The organism is Streptomyces sp. NPDC002004, from assembly GCF_053593975.1.
Genome location: NZ_JBSFDP010000004.1, coordinates 279,068 through 292,993, shown reverse-complemented (window position 1 = coordinate 292,993; position 13,926 = coordinate 279,068). Strand labels below are relative to the sequence as shown.

At 73.5% G+C, this 13,926-nt stretch carries 12 protein-coding genes; 3 read left to right on the top strand and 9 right to left on the bottom strand.

Going from position 1 to position 13,926, the window contains the following annotated elements; translation table 11 throughout:
* Positions 1–12 precede the first annotated feature (12 nt).
* On the bottom strand, positions 13–1,296 hold the full coding sequence (locus ACWCP6_RS09690) for an adenylosuccinate synthase (RefSeq protein WP_450931822.1): 1,284 nt from the start codon (positions 1,294–1,296) through the stop codon (positions 13–15).
* 184 nt (positions 1,297–1,480) lie between these two features.
* Between ACWCP6_RS09690 and ACWCP6_RS09685 the strand changes: the two genes are divergently transcribed.
* Entirely contained in the window at positions 1,481–2,317 is an 837-nt protein-coding gene (locus ACWCP6_RS09685) for a diacylglycerol kinase (RefSeq protein ID WP_450931821.1), read from the top strand.
* Between the two features lie 112 nt (positions 2,318–2,429).
* Here the strand turns inward: ACWCP6_RS09685 and ACWCP6_RS09680 are convergent, their stop codons facing one another.
* Complete coding sequence (locus tag ACWCP6_RS09680) at positions 2,430–2,972, bottom strand: GbsR/MarR family transcriptional regulator (RefSeq protein ID WP_450931820.1); 543 nt, start codon at positions 2,970–2,972, stop codon at positions 2,430–2,432.
* 91 nt (positions 2,973–3,063) lie between these two features.
* Here ACWCP6_RS09680 and ACWCP6_RS09675 point away from each other — a divergent pair, with 91 nt between their 5' ends.
* Both ACWCP6_RS09675 and ACWCP6_RS09670 read left to right on the top strand, forming a co-directional pair.
* Complete coding sequence (locus ACWCP6_RS09675) at positions 3,064–3,984, top strand: ABC transporter ATP-binding protein (protein ID WP_450931819.1); 921 nt, start codon at positions 3,064–3,066, stop codon at positions 3,982–3,984.
* The gene (locus tag ACWCP6_RS09670; protein ID WP_450931818.1) at positions 3,981–5,600 is read left to right on the top strand and encodes an ABC transporter permease; all 1,620 of its coding nucleotides are present in this window, start codon (positions 3,981–3,983) and stop codon (positions 5,598–5,600) included. Before ACWCP6_RS09675 ends, ACWCP6_RS09670 begins: the two co-directional genes overlap by 4 nt.
* Positions 5,601–5,720: 120 nt before the next feature.
* Here ACWCP6_RS09670 and ACWCP6_RS09665 read toward each other — a convergent pair whose 3' ends face one another.
* The 7 genes from ACWCP6_RS09665 to ACWCP6_RS09635 all read right to left on the bottom strand — a co-directional run bounded on the left by ACWCP6_RS09665 (position 5,721) and on the right by ACWCP6_RS09635 (position 13,891).
* A complete protein-coding gene (locus tag ACWCP6_RS09665) occupies positions 5,721–6,923 on the bottom strand; it encodes a cytochrome P450 (RefSeq protein ID WP_450931817.1) in 1,203 nt (400 codons plus the stop codon).
* Between the two features lie 73 nt (positions 6,924–6,996).
* Positions 6,997–7,665 carry a response regulator gene (locus tag ACWCP6_RS09660; RefSeq protein WP_450931816.1) on the bottom strand — a complete coding sequence of 223 codons (669 nt, stop codon included), beginning with the start codon at positions 7,663–7,665 and terminating at the stop codon, positions 6,997–6,999.
* Positions 7,662–9,068 (bottom strand): sensor histidine kinase, encoded by a 1,407-nt coding sequence (locus ACWCP6_RS09655; protein ID WP_450931815.1) that lies wholly within the window; start codon positions 9,066–9,068, stop codon positions 7,662–7,664. The genes ACWCP6_RS09660 and ACWCP6_RS09655 overlap by 4 nt, the downstream gene beginning before the upstream one ends.
* A gap of 218 nt (positions 9,069–9,286) precedes the next feature.
* Positions 9,287–9,979: a response regulator gene (locus ACWCP6_RS09650; protein WP_450931814.1), complete on the bottom strand. Its 693-nt coding sequence runs from the start codon at positions 9,977–9,979 to the stop codon at positions 9,287–9,289.
* Positions 9,976–11,457, bottom strand: a complete 1,482-nt coding sequence (locus tag ACWCP6_RS09645; RefSeq protein ID WP_450931813.1) for a sensor histidine kinase — start codon at positions 11,455–11,457, stop codon at positions 9,976–9,978. Before ACWCP6_RS09645 ends, ACWCP6_RS09650 begins: the two co-directional genes overlap by 4 nt.
* Before the next feature lie 129 nt (positions 11,458–11,586).
* Positions 11,587–12,945, bottom strand: a complete 1,359-nt coding sequence (locus ACWCP6_RS09640) for an acyltransferase family protein (protein ID WP_450931812.1) — start codon at positions 12,943–12,945, stop codon at positions 11,587–11,589.
* Positions 12,938–13,891, bottom strand: coding sequence for an alpha/beta hydrolase (locus tag ACWCP6_RS09635; RefSeq protein WP_450931811.1), 954 nt, complete (start codon positions 13,889–13,891; stop codon positions 12,938–12,940). Before ACWCP6_RS09635 ends, ACWCP6_RS09640 begins: the two co-directional genes overlap by 8 nt.
* Positions 13,892–13,926 lie beyond the last annotated feature (35 nt).

The window sequence follows — 13,926 nt, the reverse complement described above, 5'->3', positions numbered from 1 at the left end:
GGCCGGTAGGGCCTACAGGAACGAGTTGATCTCGATCGTCTCGTCGCGGCCGGGGCCGACACCGATCGCGGAGATCGGGGCGCCCGACATCTCCTCGAGGGCCTTGACGTAGGCCTGGGCGTTCTTCGGGAGGTCGGAGAACTTCTTCGCCTTGGAGATGTCCTCGGTCCAGCCGGGCAGCATCTCGTACACCGGCTTCGCGTGGTGGAAGTCGGTCTGCGAGTAGGGAAGCTCCTCGACGCGCCGGCCGTCGATCTCGTAGGCGACGCAGACGGGGATCTGCTCCCAGCCGGTCAGGACGTCCAGCTTGGTGAGGAAGAAGTCGGTCAGACCGTTGACCCGGGTCGCGTAGCGCGCGATCACCGCGTCGAACCAGCCGCAGCGGCGGTCACGGCCGGTGGTCACACCACGCTCACCGCCGATGCGGCGCAGCGCCTCGCCGTCCTCGTCGAAGAGCTCGGTCGGGAACGGACCGGCGCCGACGCGGGTCGTGTAGGCCTTGAGGATGCCGATGACCCGGCTGATCTTCGTCGGGCCCACGCCCGCGCCCGTGCACGCGCCGCCCGCGGTGGGGTTCGACGAGGTGACGAACGGATACGTGCCGTGGTCGATGTCGAGCAGCGTGCCCTGGCCGCCCTCGAAGAGGACCACCTTGTCGTCGTCGAGCGCGTTGTTGAGGATCAGCGTCGTGTCGGCGACGTAGCTCTTGATCTGGTCCGCGTAGCCCAGCAGCTCCTCGACGACCTGGTCCGCGGCGATCGCGCGGCGGTTGTAGAGCTTGGTGAGCAGCTGGTTCTTGACGTCGAGGGCCGCCTCGACCTTCTGCAGCAGGATCGACTCGTCGTAGAGGTCCTGAACCCGGATGCCCACACGGTTGATCTTGTCGGCGTAGGTCGGGCCGATGCCGCGACCGGTCGTGCCGATCTTGCGCTTGCCGAGGAAGCGTTCCGTCACCTTGTCGACCGTGACGTTGTACGGCGTGATGATGTGGGCGTTGCCGCTGATCAGCAGCTTCGACGTGTCCACGCCGCGCTCGTTCAGACCGCTCAGCTCGGAGAGCAGGACCGACGGGTCGACGACGACACCGTTGCCGATGACCGGGACGCAGCCGGGTGACAGGATTCCGGAAGGGAGGAGGTGGAGCGCATACTTCTGGTCGCCCACGACGACCGTGTGGCCGGCGTTGTTGCCACCCTGGTATCGCACCACGTAGTCCACGGATCCACCGAGGAGGTCGGTGGCCTTTCCCTTGCCTTCGTCACCCCACTGAGCACCGAGCAGCACAAGTGCGGGCACAGGCGTACACCCCTTCCGGGCGGGGCATGTCCAAGGTCAGAGGCGTACGCCGCACACATGTGTGCGTACACCCGCGACCTCCGTTGGCCGCAACCCGTCGGACCGGTGCCCCGGAATAGACGAAGCCCCTGGCGCAATAGCGCAAGGGGCTCTTGCACAAAGATGCTACCCGAGGAAGCGAGGCATGGCCGAGGTGGCGCCTTCTGACCATCTCCTGGTGATCGTCGATCCGGTCGCCAGACACCTGGACGGCGAGTCCGTCAGGATCGCCAAGGACGTGCTCTGCGCAGGCGCGGTGAGCAAGGTGTGTCTGCCCGACGGGCCCGAGGAGTTCGCAAAAGCGCTGGCCAGGCGGGGTTCACGGCGGCCGGTCGTGGTCGGCGACGACCAGGCGCTGCTGCGGGCCGTATCGCTTCTGCACCGGCAGCGCGACCTCGCCGGATCGGTGCTGTCGATGGTGCCGGTCGGCGCGGCACTCTCGCTCGCGCGGTCACTGGGCGTGCCCACGGGGGCGGTGGCCGCGGCACGGGCCGCCCTGGAGGGGCTGGAGCGGCGGCTCGATCTGCTCGTCGACGACAGCGACGGGGTGGTGCTCGGGGACCTGCGCATCCCCTGGGCGGCCTCCGCCCCGGCGCCGGCCGCCGAGAGCGGCCGCCCCTGGCTGCGGACCTGCCAGTCCCTCGTCCGCACGCTCGCCGCACGCCCCGCACGCGTGCCGGCGGCCGAGACTCCGGCGCCCGCCCGGCTGCGGGTCGAGGCGGACGGCGTCACCCTGGTCGACCTCGACCAGCCGGTGGAGCGCATCTCGCTCGGCCCCGCCACGGGGACCGGGCTCGCCCGTGTCGAGGTGCGCCGCGCCAGCATCGGGGCGGAGATCGCGCCGGTACTCGCCCGGGCCCGCACCGTGACGGTCTCCGGCGCGGATTTCCGCTACCGCGCCGACTCGGTCCTCACGGGCCCGGTCCGCACCCGGACCTGGACGGCACAGGCGGGGGCGTGGGGGCTGACGCTGCCACGGTGAGGGGCTCGGTGACGTGAGGGGTCTGTGAGGCGGCGCCCGCGGCGTGAGGCGCCCGCGGCGTGCGCCCAGGGCTTCCGTCGGCGCAGGCCGGAGGCCCCCGGCGGGGCCGGGGTCAGCGGGTGCCGAAGAGTTCCTGGCGGCGGATGCGCCAGCGCTCCATCATGCCCGCGAGCTCGTCCTGCACGAACTCGAAGAAGGCCAGGGTCTCGGAGAGACGGCGGCCCGCCGGGGAGTCCTCGCCGAGGCTCGTCACGCCCTCGCGCAGAGCGTCCTCCCAGCGCCTGATCACCGAGTCGCGGTTGCCCAGGGCCTCGTACCACTGGTTGCTGTGCACCCGGAACAGGTCGCGCCGGGAGCCCGGTTCGCGCTCGCGGGAGACCATGTGCTGCTGCGTGAGGTAGCGCACCGCCCCAGAGACGGCGGCCGGGCTGACCCGGAGCTGTTCGCCGAGTTCGGCGGAGGTGAGGGCGCCCGAGTCGGAGGCGAGGAGCGCGGCGAAGATCCGCGAGGGCATCCGGGGCATGCCCGCCTCGACGAGCTGTGCGGCGAAGCGTTCGACGAAGCGGGAGCGCGGCGCGGCGGCCTCGACAGCCTCGACGGCCGCGCCGTCCCCGCTCTCGTGCGGTGCCTCGTGTCGCATGTCTTCCGTGGGCATGTGCTGATCATCTCCCCTGCCTGACGCGCGAGACGAGTTTATACGCTTCCTTAACTTCACAAATTTGTGAAACTAGCGTACGTTCCAAAACATGACGAAGGCAATCACGGTCTCGGGACTGCACAAGTCGTTCGGCAGGACCCGTGCGCTGGACGGCCTCGACCTGGACGTCGAGACCGGCGAGGTGCACGGGTTCCTCGGGCCGAACGGCGCCGGGAAGTCCACCACCATCCGGGTCCTGCTCGGTCTGCTGCGCGCCGACGCGGGCGCTGCGCAGGTCCTCGGCCGGGACCCCTGGTCCGACGCGGTCGGCCTGCACCGCCGGGTCGCCTACGTGCCGGGCGACGTCACCCTGTGGCGCAACCTCTCCGGCGGCGAGGTCATCGACCTGTACGGGCGGCTGCGCGGAGGCCTCGACACGGCGCGCCGGGCCGAGCTGATCGAGCGCTTCGAACTCGACCCGACGAAAAAGGGACGTACGTACTCCAAGGGGAACCGGCAGAAGGTCGCCCTCGTCGCCGCCTTCGCGTCGGACGTCGATCTGCTCATCCTCGACGAGCCGACGTCGGGGCTCGACCCGCTGATGGAGGAGGTCTTCCAGAGCTGTGTGGAGGAGGCGCGCGACCGCGGTCGGACCGTGCTGCTGTCCTCGCACATCCTCAGCGAGGTGGAGACCCTGTGCGACCGGGTCAGCATCATCAGGAAGGGCGCCACCGTCGAGTCCGGCTCGCTGGCCGACCTGCGGCACCTCACGCGCACCAGCATCACCGCCGAACTCGCGGGCCCGCCGAACGGCCTGGCCGCACTGCCCGGCGTGCACGACCTCGACGTCCAGGGGCGCCGGGTCAGGCTCCAGGTGGACACCGACAAGCTGGACGCCGTCCTCAGGTCGCTCACCGGGTCCGGCGTCCGGTCGCTGACCTCGACCCCGCCGACGCTGGAGGAGCTGTTCCTGCGGCACTACCAGGACGACGTACGGTCCGCGGACGCCGAAGGGGCGATGACGCGATGACCGCCGTGGCACAGGCGCCCCTCGCGCCGCGGACCGGTGGCGGGCAGCGTCATCTGGCGGGTACGGGCACGCTGGTGCGGTTCGCACTGCGCCGCGACCGGGTCATGATCCCCGTCTGGGTCCTGGTGAACGCCCTGATGGTGCTCTCCATGCCGGGCACGCTGAAGAGCCTGTACGGCACCGCGGCCCAGCGCGCCGAGCTGCTGGCGACGATGCGCACCAACACCTCGCTGCGCGCCATGATCGGGCCGGTGTTCGACGACTCGCTCGGCGCGCTCACCGCCTGGCGCGTCGGCGTCTACGCCGGGGCGCTCGCCGCCGTGATGAGCCTGCTCCTCGTCGTCCGGCACACCCGGGACGAGGAGGAGAGCGGGCGTCAGGAGCTCATCTCGTCGGCGAGCGTGGGCCGGCGCGCCCCGCTGACCGCGGCGCTGGTCACGGCCGGGGTGGCCAACGGCCTGCTGGCGCTGCTCATCACGGTGGGGCTCGCGGGCCACGGCGCGGCGGGCGCGCTCGCGTTCGGGCTGTGCACCGCCGGCGTCGGCATGGTCTTCGCCACGGCGGCGGCGGTCGTCGCCCAGCTGACGGAGAGCGCACGGCTCGCACGCGGTCTGACCGCGGCGGTGCTCGGCGCGGCGTTCGTGCTCCGGGCGGCCGGCGACTCGGCGGGCGAGGGGGAAGGCTCGTCTGCGCTCACCTGGCTCTCGCCGATCGGCTGGCTGGAGAACATGCGCGCCTACGCCGGCGAACGGTGGTGGGTGCTGCTGCTGTTCGCCGCGGCCGTCCTGGTCCAGGGCGCCCTCGCCTACGAGCTGGCCGGGCGGCGCGACCTCGGCATGAGCTTCCTGCCGACGCGGCCGGGTCCCGCCGCGGGCCGACTGGGGACGGCGGGCGCACTGGCCTGGCGGCTTCAGCGCGGCAGCGTCATCGGCTGGAGTACGGGCTTCCTCGTCGCCGGTGTCGTCTACGGCGCCATGACCGACGGGGCGGCGCGCCTGGTCGCCGACAACGAAGGGGCCCGCGAGATCTTCCGGCGGATGGGCGGGCAGGCCGGGCTGACGGATGCCTTCCTCGCCGCGATGACCGGCATGCTCGGGATGGTCGCCGCGCTGTACGTCGTCGCGGCGGTGCTGCGGCTGCACGGCGAGGAGACCTCGCAGCGCGCGGAGCCGGTCCTCGCCGGCGCGGTCGGGCGGCTGCGGTGGGCCTCCGGCCATCTCGTCGTCGCCTTCGGCGGGGCCGCGCTGATCATGGTGCTCGGCGGGCTCGGGTTCGCCGTCGGCTACGGCCGCGAGCCCGGGGCGGTCATGGGGGCGTGCCTGGTCCAGCTGCCGGCGATCTGGGTGATCGGCGGGCTGGCGGTGCTGCTGCACGGCCTCTCGCCCCGGGTGGCCCCCGCGGCGTGGGGTGCGGCCGGAGGCGCGCTGCTCATCGGGTGGATCGGGCCGGCGCTCGACCTTCCGCAGGGTGTGCTGGACCTGTCGCCGTTCGGGCATCTGCCGAAGCTGCCGGGCGGGGCGATGGAATGGGGGCCGGTGCTCGTGCTCACGGCGATCGCGGCGCTGCTGGTCGCCGGGGGGCTGCTCGCCCTGCGGCGCCGGGACGTGGCCGGCTGAGCGCGTCCGTCGCGGTGACCGGGCACCCGGCACAGCCGGCCCGTCACGGCGATCCGGCACCCGGCACGGCCCGCCCGGCGCTGCGGCCCGGTGCCCGGCGGGGCGCCCCGGGCCGGGCCGTCAGACCTCCACCTGCAACCCCTGGAGGCCCCTCATCACGAAGTTCGGCTTCTGCTCCGGCTCCGCGACCGGGCGCAGGGCGGGGGCCCGGTCCAGCAACGCCGCCATGGAGGCGGCGAGTTCGATACGGGCCAGGGGTGCGCCGATGCAGTAGTGGATACCCGCGCTGAAGGAGATGTGGGGGTTGTCCGGGCGGGAGAGGTCCAGGGTGCCGGGGTCCGTGAAGACGGCGGGGTCGTGGTTCGCGGAACCGAAGAGGAGGGCCACCTCGGAGCCGCTCGGGATGGTGGTGCCGGCGATCTCGATGTCGTCGAGCACCCACCGCTCGAACAGCTGGAGCGGGGTGTCGTAGCGGAGCAGTTCCTCCACAGCTGTGGACAGCAGAGCACGGTCGGCGCGCAGCGCGGCCAGTTGGCCGGGGTGACGGAACAGCGCCCACCAGCCGTTCACGGTGGCGTTCACCGTCGCCTCGTGGCCCGCGTTCAGCAGCAGGACGCAGGTGGAGATCATCTCCTGCTCGGTGAGGGTGTCCCCCTCGTCGTACGCCGCGATGAGCCCGGAGATCAGGTCCTCCCCCGGTTCCCTGCGGCGGGCCGCGATCAACTCCCGTAGATAGGCGGAGAACTCCACGGAGGCCCGGACGGCCTTCTTCGCCGTCTCCTCCGACGGGTTCAGCTCGTACATGCCGCAGATGTCCGCCGACCACGGGCGCAACTGCGCCCGGTCCGGCTCCGGTATGCCGAGCATCTCCGCGATCACGGCCACCGGCAGCGGCTCCGCGACCGCCGTCAGCAGATCGCCGCCGCCGTCCGCGACAAGGGCACCGACCAGGTCGGACGCCAGCGCGGTCACGTACGGCCGCAGTCCCTCCACAGTGCGCGGGGTGAACGCCTTCGACACCAGCCGCCGGATACGGGTGTGGTCCGGCGGCTCCAGGTCGAGCATGCCGTGGTCGTTGAGCACGTGGAACGGCTCGTGCTCGGGCGGCGGCGCCGTGCGGCCGAAGTCCTCGTGGGTGTGGCGGTGGAGGTAGGTCCGCCCGAGGCGGCGGTCGCGCAGCAGGGCCGACACATCGGCGTGGTGCGGGACCAGCCACTGGTCGCTGGGCTCGTAGTAGTGCACCCGGCCCCGGGCGCGCAGCTCCGCGTACGCGGGGTAGGGGTCGGCCACGAAGGCGGGGTCCCAGGGGTCGAAGGCTGCCATGGGGGGATGCTAGGCCCTGACTCCGCAGCGGCGTCAGGGCTCGGCCCCGGGATCGGCCCCGGCCTGCCGCGGATCAGCCGGGTGTCACCAGCCTCGCCTCGTACGCGAACACCGCGGCCTGGGTGCGGTCGCGCAGCCCCAGCTTCACCAGGATGCGGCTGACATGGGTCTTGACGGTCGACTCGGCGACGACGAGCCGACCGGCGATCTCCCCGTTGGACAGGCCCTTCGCGATGAGGACGAGCACCTCGGTCTCCCGCTCGGTGAGATCCCCGTACGCACCCGGTGTCCCGGCGAGCCCGCGCAGCGGCACGTCGGCGAGCTTGGAGAACTCGGTGATCAGACGCCGGGTCACGCTCGGCGCGAGCAGCGCCTCTCCGGCGGCCACGATCCGCACCCCGTCGGCGAGCTGCCGCGCCGATGCGTCCTTCAGCAGGAAGCCGGACGCACCGGCCCGCAGCGCCTGGTAGACGTACTCGTCGAGGTCGTAGGTGGTGAGCACGAGCACCTTCGTGGTGCTGCCCGACGCGACGATCTCGCGGGTCGCGTCGATGCCGTTCATCTCGGGCATGCGGATGTCCATCAGGACGACGTCGGGCTCCAGTTCGCGGACCCGTGCGACCGCGTCCCGGCCGTTGACCGCCTCTCCGGCGACCTCGATGCCCGGCATCGCGTTCAGCAGCACCGAGAAGCCCTCGCGGACCATCATCTGGTCGTCCGCGATCAGAACACGGACGGTCACTCGCGGTCCCCCGCCCCGTCCGCCGCCCCGCCCTGCGCGCCGGCCGCGGCCACCGGAAGGAACACCGCCACCTCGTAACCGCCGTCCTGCGCCGGACCGGTCGTCATCTCGCCGCCGAGCATCGCCACCCGCTCCTGCATCCCGGTGAGTCCGTGCCCGGCGCCCGGTGAGGGGGGCGCCGGCTGTGTCGCGGGGCCGTTCACGATGCGCAGCCCGAGCCCGCCGAGCACATAGGCGACCTCGACGCGTGCCTCGGCGCCGGGCGCATGGCGCAGGCTGTTGCTGAGCGCCTCCTGCACGATGCGGTACGCCGACAGCTCCACTCCCTGCGGGAGTTCCCGCACCGCCCCGGTGACCGTCTTCTCCACGGCCAGGCCCGTCTCCCGCACGTTCGCGAGCAGCGCGTCGAGGTCGGCGAGCGTCGGCTGCGGCGCATCCGGCGCCTCGTACTCCTCCGCGCGTACGACGCCGAGGACGCGGCGCAGTTCGGTGAGCGCGGCCACCGCGTTCTCCCGGATCGTGGCGAACGCCTGCTCCAGCTCCGCCGGCGGGTTCTCCACCCGGTAGGGCGCGGCCTCCGCCTGGATGGCGACGACCGACATGTGGTGGGCGACCACGTCGTGCAGCTCCCGGGCGATCGTGGTGCGCTCCTCCAGCCGGGTGCGGCGGGACCGCTCGGCGGCGCTGACGGTGCGCTCGGCGTCCACCTCCGCACGGGCCTCGCGGCGCACATTCAGCACGGTGACGACGAGCAGCGCGATGCCCGTGACAACGGCGACGGGACCTGTGTCCGACGACTCCCACGGGTCGGCGTACAGCCGGCCCAGCAGGCCGCCCAGGCCCACCGTGAACAGCCACATCCAGGCCGCAGCGCGCGGGCGGGTGCGGGCCGCCGCGACGATCATCACCACCAGCTGCGCGAAGAAGCAGGACGTCGGCCACGGCCAGCCGCCGCCTCCGGCACCGACGAGTCCCAGGACCAGCGTGGCACCGAGGGTGCACCACCAGGCGCCCACCGGACGGACCAGGCTCATCAGCACCGCGGCCGCGGGCAGCAGCCCGGGCAGGACGGCCTCCAGCGCTCCGGAGCCCGGATCGTCCGAGGCCAGGGCCAGCGTCACCAGTGCACAGCCCACCACGACCGCGTGCGGCGCCCACCCGGCGCGCTCGCGTATCCGGCCCGGCAGCCGCCGGGTCAGCGGGCCGTCGGTCCGCATCCGCGGCAGCGGACGGTACGCGAACGCCGCCCGGAACAGGTCCTCGCGCAGCCCGCGCAGCGCGCCCCTCGCGAGCTGGTACTCGGGGCTGCGGGTCTTGGGCGGCTTCGCGCCCGGCAGCGGCTGGGTCTGGGTCTCGGTCACGGATGCACCGTACGGTCCGTCCCGCGCGCCCGTCGTCCCCACCGAGGAGGGTCCTGGCAGGTCCGTCTCAAGTACTACTCGCCGTCCGGCGGCCGTCACGGCACGCTCACCCCCGGCCGTCACCGGGGGACGCCAGGCAGGGGCCGCCACCGGACGGACGCCGCAGGCCGCGACCGGGCGGCCGCCGCCCACGGGCCACCACCGGACCGACACCACCCACGGGCCACCGCCGGACGGATGCCGCTCTCAGGCCATGGGCGTCACGCGCTGCCTGCCGACAGGCCCGGGAGGCCGCCCCCCGGTCTCACCAGCCCGGTCTCGTACGCGAACACCGCCGCCTGGGTGCGGTCCCGGAGCCCCAGCTTGAGCAGGATGCGGCCCACATGGGTCTTCACCGTCTGTTCGGCGACGACCAGCCGCGCCGCGATCTCCCCGTTCGACAGCCCCTGGGCGATCAGCGTCAGCACCTCCGTCTCGCGTTCCGTCAGGTCCCCGACACGGATCCCGAGCCCGCCCCGCGGAGCCGGTTCGAGCCGGGAGAACTCGGCGATCAGACGCCGTGTGATCCCGGGTGCGAGCAGGGCGTCGCCCGCCGCGACCACCCGGACCGCCTCCGCCAGCTGGTCCGCGGACGCGTCCTTCAGCAGAAATCCGGACGCTCCCGCGCGCAGCGCCTCGTACACGTACTCGTCCAGGTCGAAGGTGGTCAGCACCAGCACCCGCACCGCCGGGTCGTCCGCGGTGATACGGCGGGTGGCCTCGATACCGTCCATCTCGGGCATCCGGATGTCCATCAGCACGACGTCCGGCCGCAGTTCGGCCGCCTTCCCGGTCGCGTCCAGCCCGTCGACGGCCTGGCCGGCCACCTCGATGTCCGGCTGGGCGTTCAGCAGCACGGTGAATCCCTGACGGACCATCACCTGGTCGTCGGCTATCAGCACGCGGATCGTCACCGCTGCCCCCCTGTCGGAAATCCTGTCGGAGATCCCGTCGCGTCGTCCGTCGAGTCGTCCTGCGACACGTCCGGCGACGGGTCCTGTCGTACGTCGGCCGTGGCGGGCGCCGCGCCGGGCGGATGCCCACCGGGCGGATGCCCACCGGGCGGATGCCCACCGGGCAGGAACGCCGTCACCTCGTAACCGCCGTCCCCCGTCGGGCCGGTGGTCAGGTCACCGCCGAGCATCGCCGTCCGCTCCCGCATCCCGAGCAGCCCGTGCCCCGCACCGGGGGACGGGGACGTCGGCTCGGCCGGCGGGCCGTTCACCACCCGGAGCCACACCCCCGCCGGGCCGTGCCCCACCTCGACGCGGACCGCCGAACGGGGCGCGTGCCGCAACGCGTTGCTCAGCGCCTCCTGCACGATCCGGTACGCCGACAGCTCCACGCCCGGCGCCAGCGCCCGCCGGTCCCCCGTGACCTCGACGGTCACCGTCAGCCCGGCCCCGCGCGCGTTGTCGACCAGCGCGCCGAGCCGGTCCAGCGTCGGCTGCGGCGCGTGCGGGGCGGAGGTCCCGGAGCCGTCGTCCGGAGCCTCCATGCGCAGCACCCCCAGAACCCGGCGCAGCTCGGCCAGCGCCTCCACCGCGTTCTGCCGGATGCCCTCCAGGTTCTCCTTCAGTTCGTCCGGCGGATCGTCCACCAGGTGCGGGGCGACCTGCGCCTGAATGGAGATCACCGACATATGGTGCGCCACCACGTCGTGCAGCTCCCGGGCGATCCGGCTGCGCTCCTCCAGCAGGGTGCGCCGGGCCCGCTCCTCGGCGGTCAGCGACGTCTGCTCGCCGAGCTGTGCGAACGCCATCCGCTGCCCGCGCAGCGCCGAGCCGAGCAGCACCAGCGGCGTGACCACGAACAATGCGAACCAGCCCACGCCCGTCCCCGCCCACACCACCAGGGCCACGGACAGCAGCGTCGATATCGCGATGGCCTCGGCGATCACCCGGGGCCGCACCCTGAGGGCGAGCAGGAACAGCACCGTCGTGTGCGCGAACAGCATCGTCGGAGCCCAGGGCCACCAGCCGTGCAGGCCCATGGTCCCGGCCGGCCAGGGCTCCTGCGCGATGGGGGAGACCAGGCCCGTGAAACCCAGCACGCCGAGCGACGTCCACCAGGCCGCGAGCGGCTTTCGGAGCGCCAGCACGACGGCCCCGCCCTGGACGAGGGCGAGCAGGGTGCCGAGACCAACGCCCAGTTCATAGGCGGAGACGAACTCGTTGCGTCCGGTGAGTGTCGTCGGCACCGCCACCAGGCACAGCACCACGTGCGGCAGCCATCGCAGCAACCGTGGCCTGGCCAGGGGCGGCAACGGGGCGGTCGCCGTCGTCCACAGGTCGGCCCGCAGCACCCGCAGCCCCCGCCCGACGGGGCCCGTGCCCCTCCGGCCACCGTGCGCGAGGGCGTCGGCGGAACCGGCCCGGCCGTCACCGGTCACCGCTCGGGGCCCCGGCCGGCCGTCACCCCGGCCCGGACCGCCCCCGTGTCCCGCCGGACCCCCGCCGTCCGCCCCCACCTCGCGGCACCGCTCCCCACCGTGTCCTCCCCCACCGTCCACCCGCCCACCCTAGGGGGCGTCCTTGCGCGCCGGCCCGACCGCTCCGGCACCCCGCCGCCGTCGCACCACGACCACCGGTCCTCCCCTGCTGCGCCGCCGGCCGCCCTGTTCGAAGCCGCGGAACGCCACCCAGCAGACGCCGAGCCCCAGGGCGAACAGCGGCAGCCACAGCAGCCGCACCGGCACCCAGCCCGGGCCGTCCGGCAGCGTGTGCAGACCGGGCAGCGGGCCGGCGAACAGGGTGGCGGCGGTGACCGCCATCATCGCCGTCTGGTGCCACAGGAAGATCGTCATGGCGGACAGGTTCACCAGGGCCACCGCAGCCCAGGCCGCGGGCCTGCGCAGCCATGTGCGCAACGGCTCCCGCAGCAGCACCGCGAGGCCGCACTGCGCGACGCCGAAGCAGACCACGGCCAGGGTCGGCGGGTTCAGATTGGAGATCGCGGCGCCCGGGACGCCCACCATCGAGGCCGGGTAACCGGCCCACAGCACCAGCGCCGCCGTAGCCGCCGCGCCGCCGGCCAGCAGCACCCAGCCCGAACGGCGGGTCAGTTCACCGCGCGTCCAGGCCGCGCCCAGCGTGAACGGCACCATCCAGCCCGCCGCCACGTTGATCCAGCCGAGCCAGGCGGGGCCGCCGAGGCCGAAGCGCACGAGGTCCACGTGCAGGACGACGGCCAGCGGCCACAGCGGGTTGAGCCGGCCCAGCAGCGGAGTGGCCGCGGTGAGCGCGGTGAACACCAGCAGGAACCACAGCGGTGACACCGCCAGCTTCACCAGGGTGTGCAGTGTGGCCAGATCCGTTCCCGAGACCAGCATGGCCGCGGCCGCCACGGCCCAGACGGCGAGCAGTCCGGCAACCGGCCGGAACAGGCGCGCGAGCCGTGCGCCCAGCCAGGTCCGGTACGTCTCGCCGCGCGCCCGCGCCGACGCATACCCCTGGGTGGCCACATGCCCGCCGACCAGGAAGAACACGGCGAGCGTCTGGAACATCCAGGACACCGGCGCCAGTCGGGGCATGTACTGGAGCGGGCTCGCACCGTGCAGGGTGCCGCTGTCCGAGACGAGCGCGGTGACCAGCCAGTGCCCGAGCACCACACCGAGGATGGCGAACGCGCGCAGGGCGTCCACGGCCCGGTCCCGGCCGGAGGGCGTACTGTCCTCGATCCGGCGTACGAGGGTGCGGGCGCCGGACCGGAGGGCGCCGGACCGGCCGCCCGGCTGCTGCTCGAACCGCGGGGCGCCCGGGGGGCGTTCGGCGGGGCGGGCGGGAGCACGGCCGCCCGGGGGGTGCTCGGCACGGTCCACGAGGGCGCGGGGCCGCGCCCGCCCGTCGCGCTCGTCGGTGTCCGCACGGTGGTCAATCATGGGACGTCACCTCCTGGTCCTGGCCGAGCACGATCCGGGCGATGTTGGCGAGCGACACCGCTCCGGGTTTCAGGTAGTCGCTGTGGCTGCCGGGGCCCGCCGCGAAGACGCGGGCACCGAAGTGGCGGGAGACGGGGTCGGTGCCGAAGCCGACGGTCACACCGAACAGATCGGCCTGCGTGTGCGGTACCTCGGCGATCCAGTCTCCGCCGCCGCGGCCCGCCCAGACCCGCGCGTGCGTCCGGAGCCCGGCCACGGAGTCGGCGCCGGTGCCGGGGCTGCCGAAGAGAACGAGGTCGCCCACGCCGCCGGCCGCGTCGAGCCCCGGGGCGGCCCGGCCGCACACCACCGAGCCGTACGAATGGCACAGCAGCGACATCCGGGCACCGGGGTTCAGGGCGCGCAACTGCCGTAGGAACGCGAGCAGACGGGGCACGGCCTCGTCCGCGCGGCCGGTGGTCAGCACCTCGCGGCTGACGGTGCCCGGCGTCCGGTAGCCGAGCCAGGCGACGACCGCGGTGTCCGGGCCGACGCGGTGGCGCAGGGCGATGGCGCCGGCGCGGAAGCGGGCGTAGGTGTCCAGCGAGGTGTCCGAACCCGGTACCAGGACCGCGACCCGGTGAGCCGTCGTCAGATCGCCGAAGACCTCGACCGCCTGACCCGCACCGCGGGCGTCGAAGGCGAGCAGATGCCGGGCGGGGGCGGCCATGGCCCGCAGATGCGCGGCACGGCTCCGGTCACCGTGCGCCCGGGCCATGCCGGCCGCGCGAGCTGCATCGGCGCGGTTCGCCAGGTAGCGCGAGGCCGGCGACGCGTCGGCCGCCAGGTGTGCGGGCGCGGGGGCCGGAACGCCCGGGCGCCCCGCCGCGGAGACCGGCACGGCGACCGCCGCCACGACGAGCGCGGCGAGCAGAGTGCGGCGCAGCCGCGCGGACCCGAACCTCATGCCGTTTCCTCTCTTCCCCTCCGGATGCCCGGAGC

What these genes read in the sequence shown, in the direction of transcription:
- ACWCP6_RS09685 (WP_450931821.1), top strand. Translation starts at nt 1,481, where the DNA reads ATGGCCGAGGTGGCGCCTTCTGACCATCTCCTGGTGATCGTCGATCCG.
- ACWCP6_RS09680 (WP_450931820.1), bottom strand. Translation starts at nt 2,972, where the DNA reads ATGCCCACGGAAGACATGCGACACGAGGCACCGCACGAGAGCGGGGAC.
- ACWCP6_RS09675 (WP_450931819.1), top strand. Translation starts at nt 3,064, where the DNA reads ATGACGAAGGCAATCACGGTCTCGGGACTGCACAAGTCGTTCGGCAGG.
- ACWCP6_RS09670 (WP_450931818.1), top strand. Translation starts at nt 3,981, where the DNA reads ATGACCGCCGTGGCACAGGCGCCCCTCGCGCCGCGGACCGGTGGCGGG.
- ACWCP6_RS09665 (WP_450931817.1), bottom strand. Translation starts at nt 6,923, where the DNA reads ATGGCAGCCTTCGACCCCTGGGACCCCGCCTTCGTGGCCGACCCCTAC.
- ACWCP6_RS09640 (WP_450931812.1), bottom strand. Translation starts at nt 12,945, where the DNA reads ATGATTGACCACCGTGCGGACACCGACGAGCGCGACGGGCGGGCGCGG.
- ACWCP6_RS09635 (WP_450931811.1), bottom strand. Translation starts at nt 13,891, where the DNA reads ATGAGGTTCGGGTCCGCGCGGCTGCGCCGCACTCTGCTCGCCGCGCTC.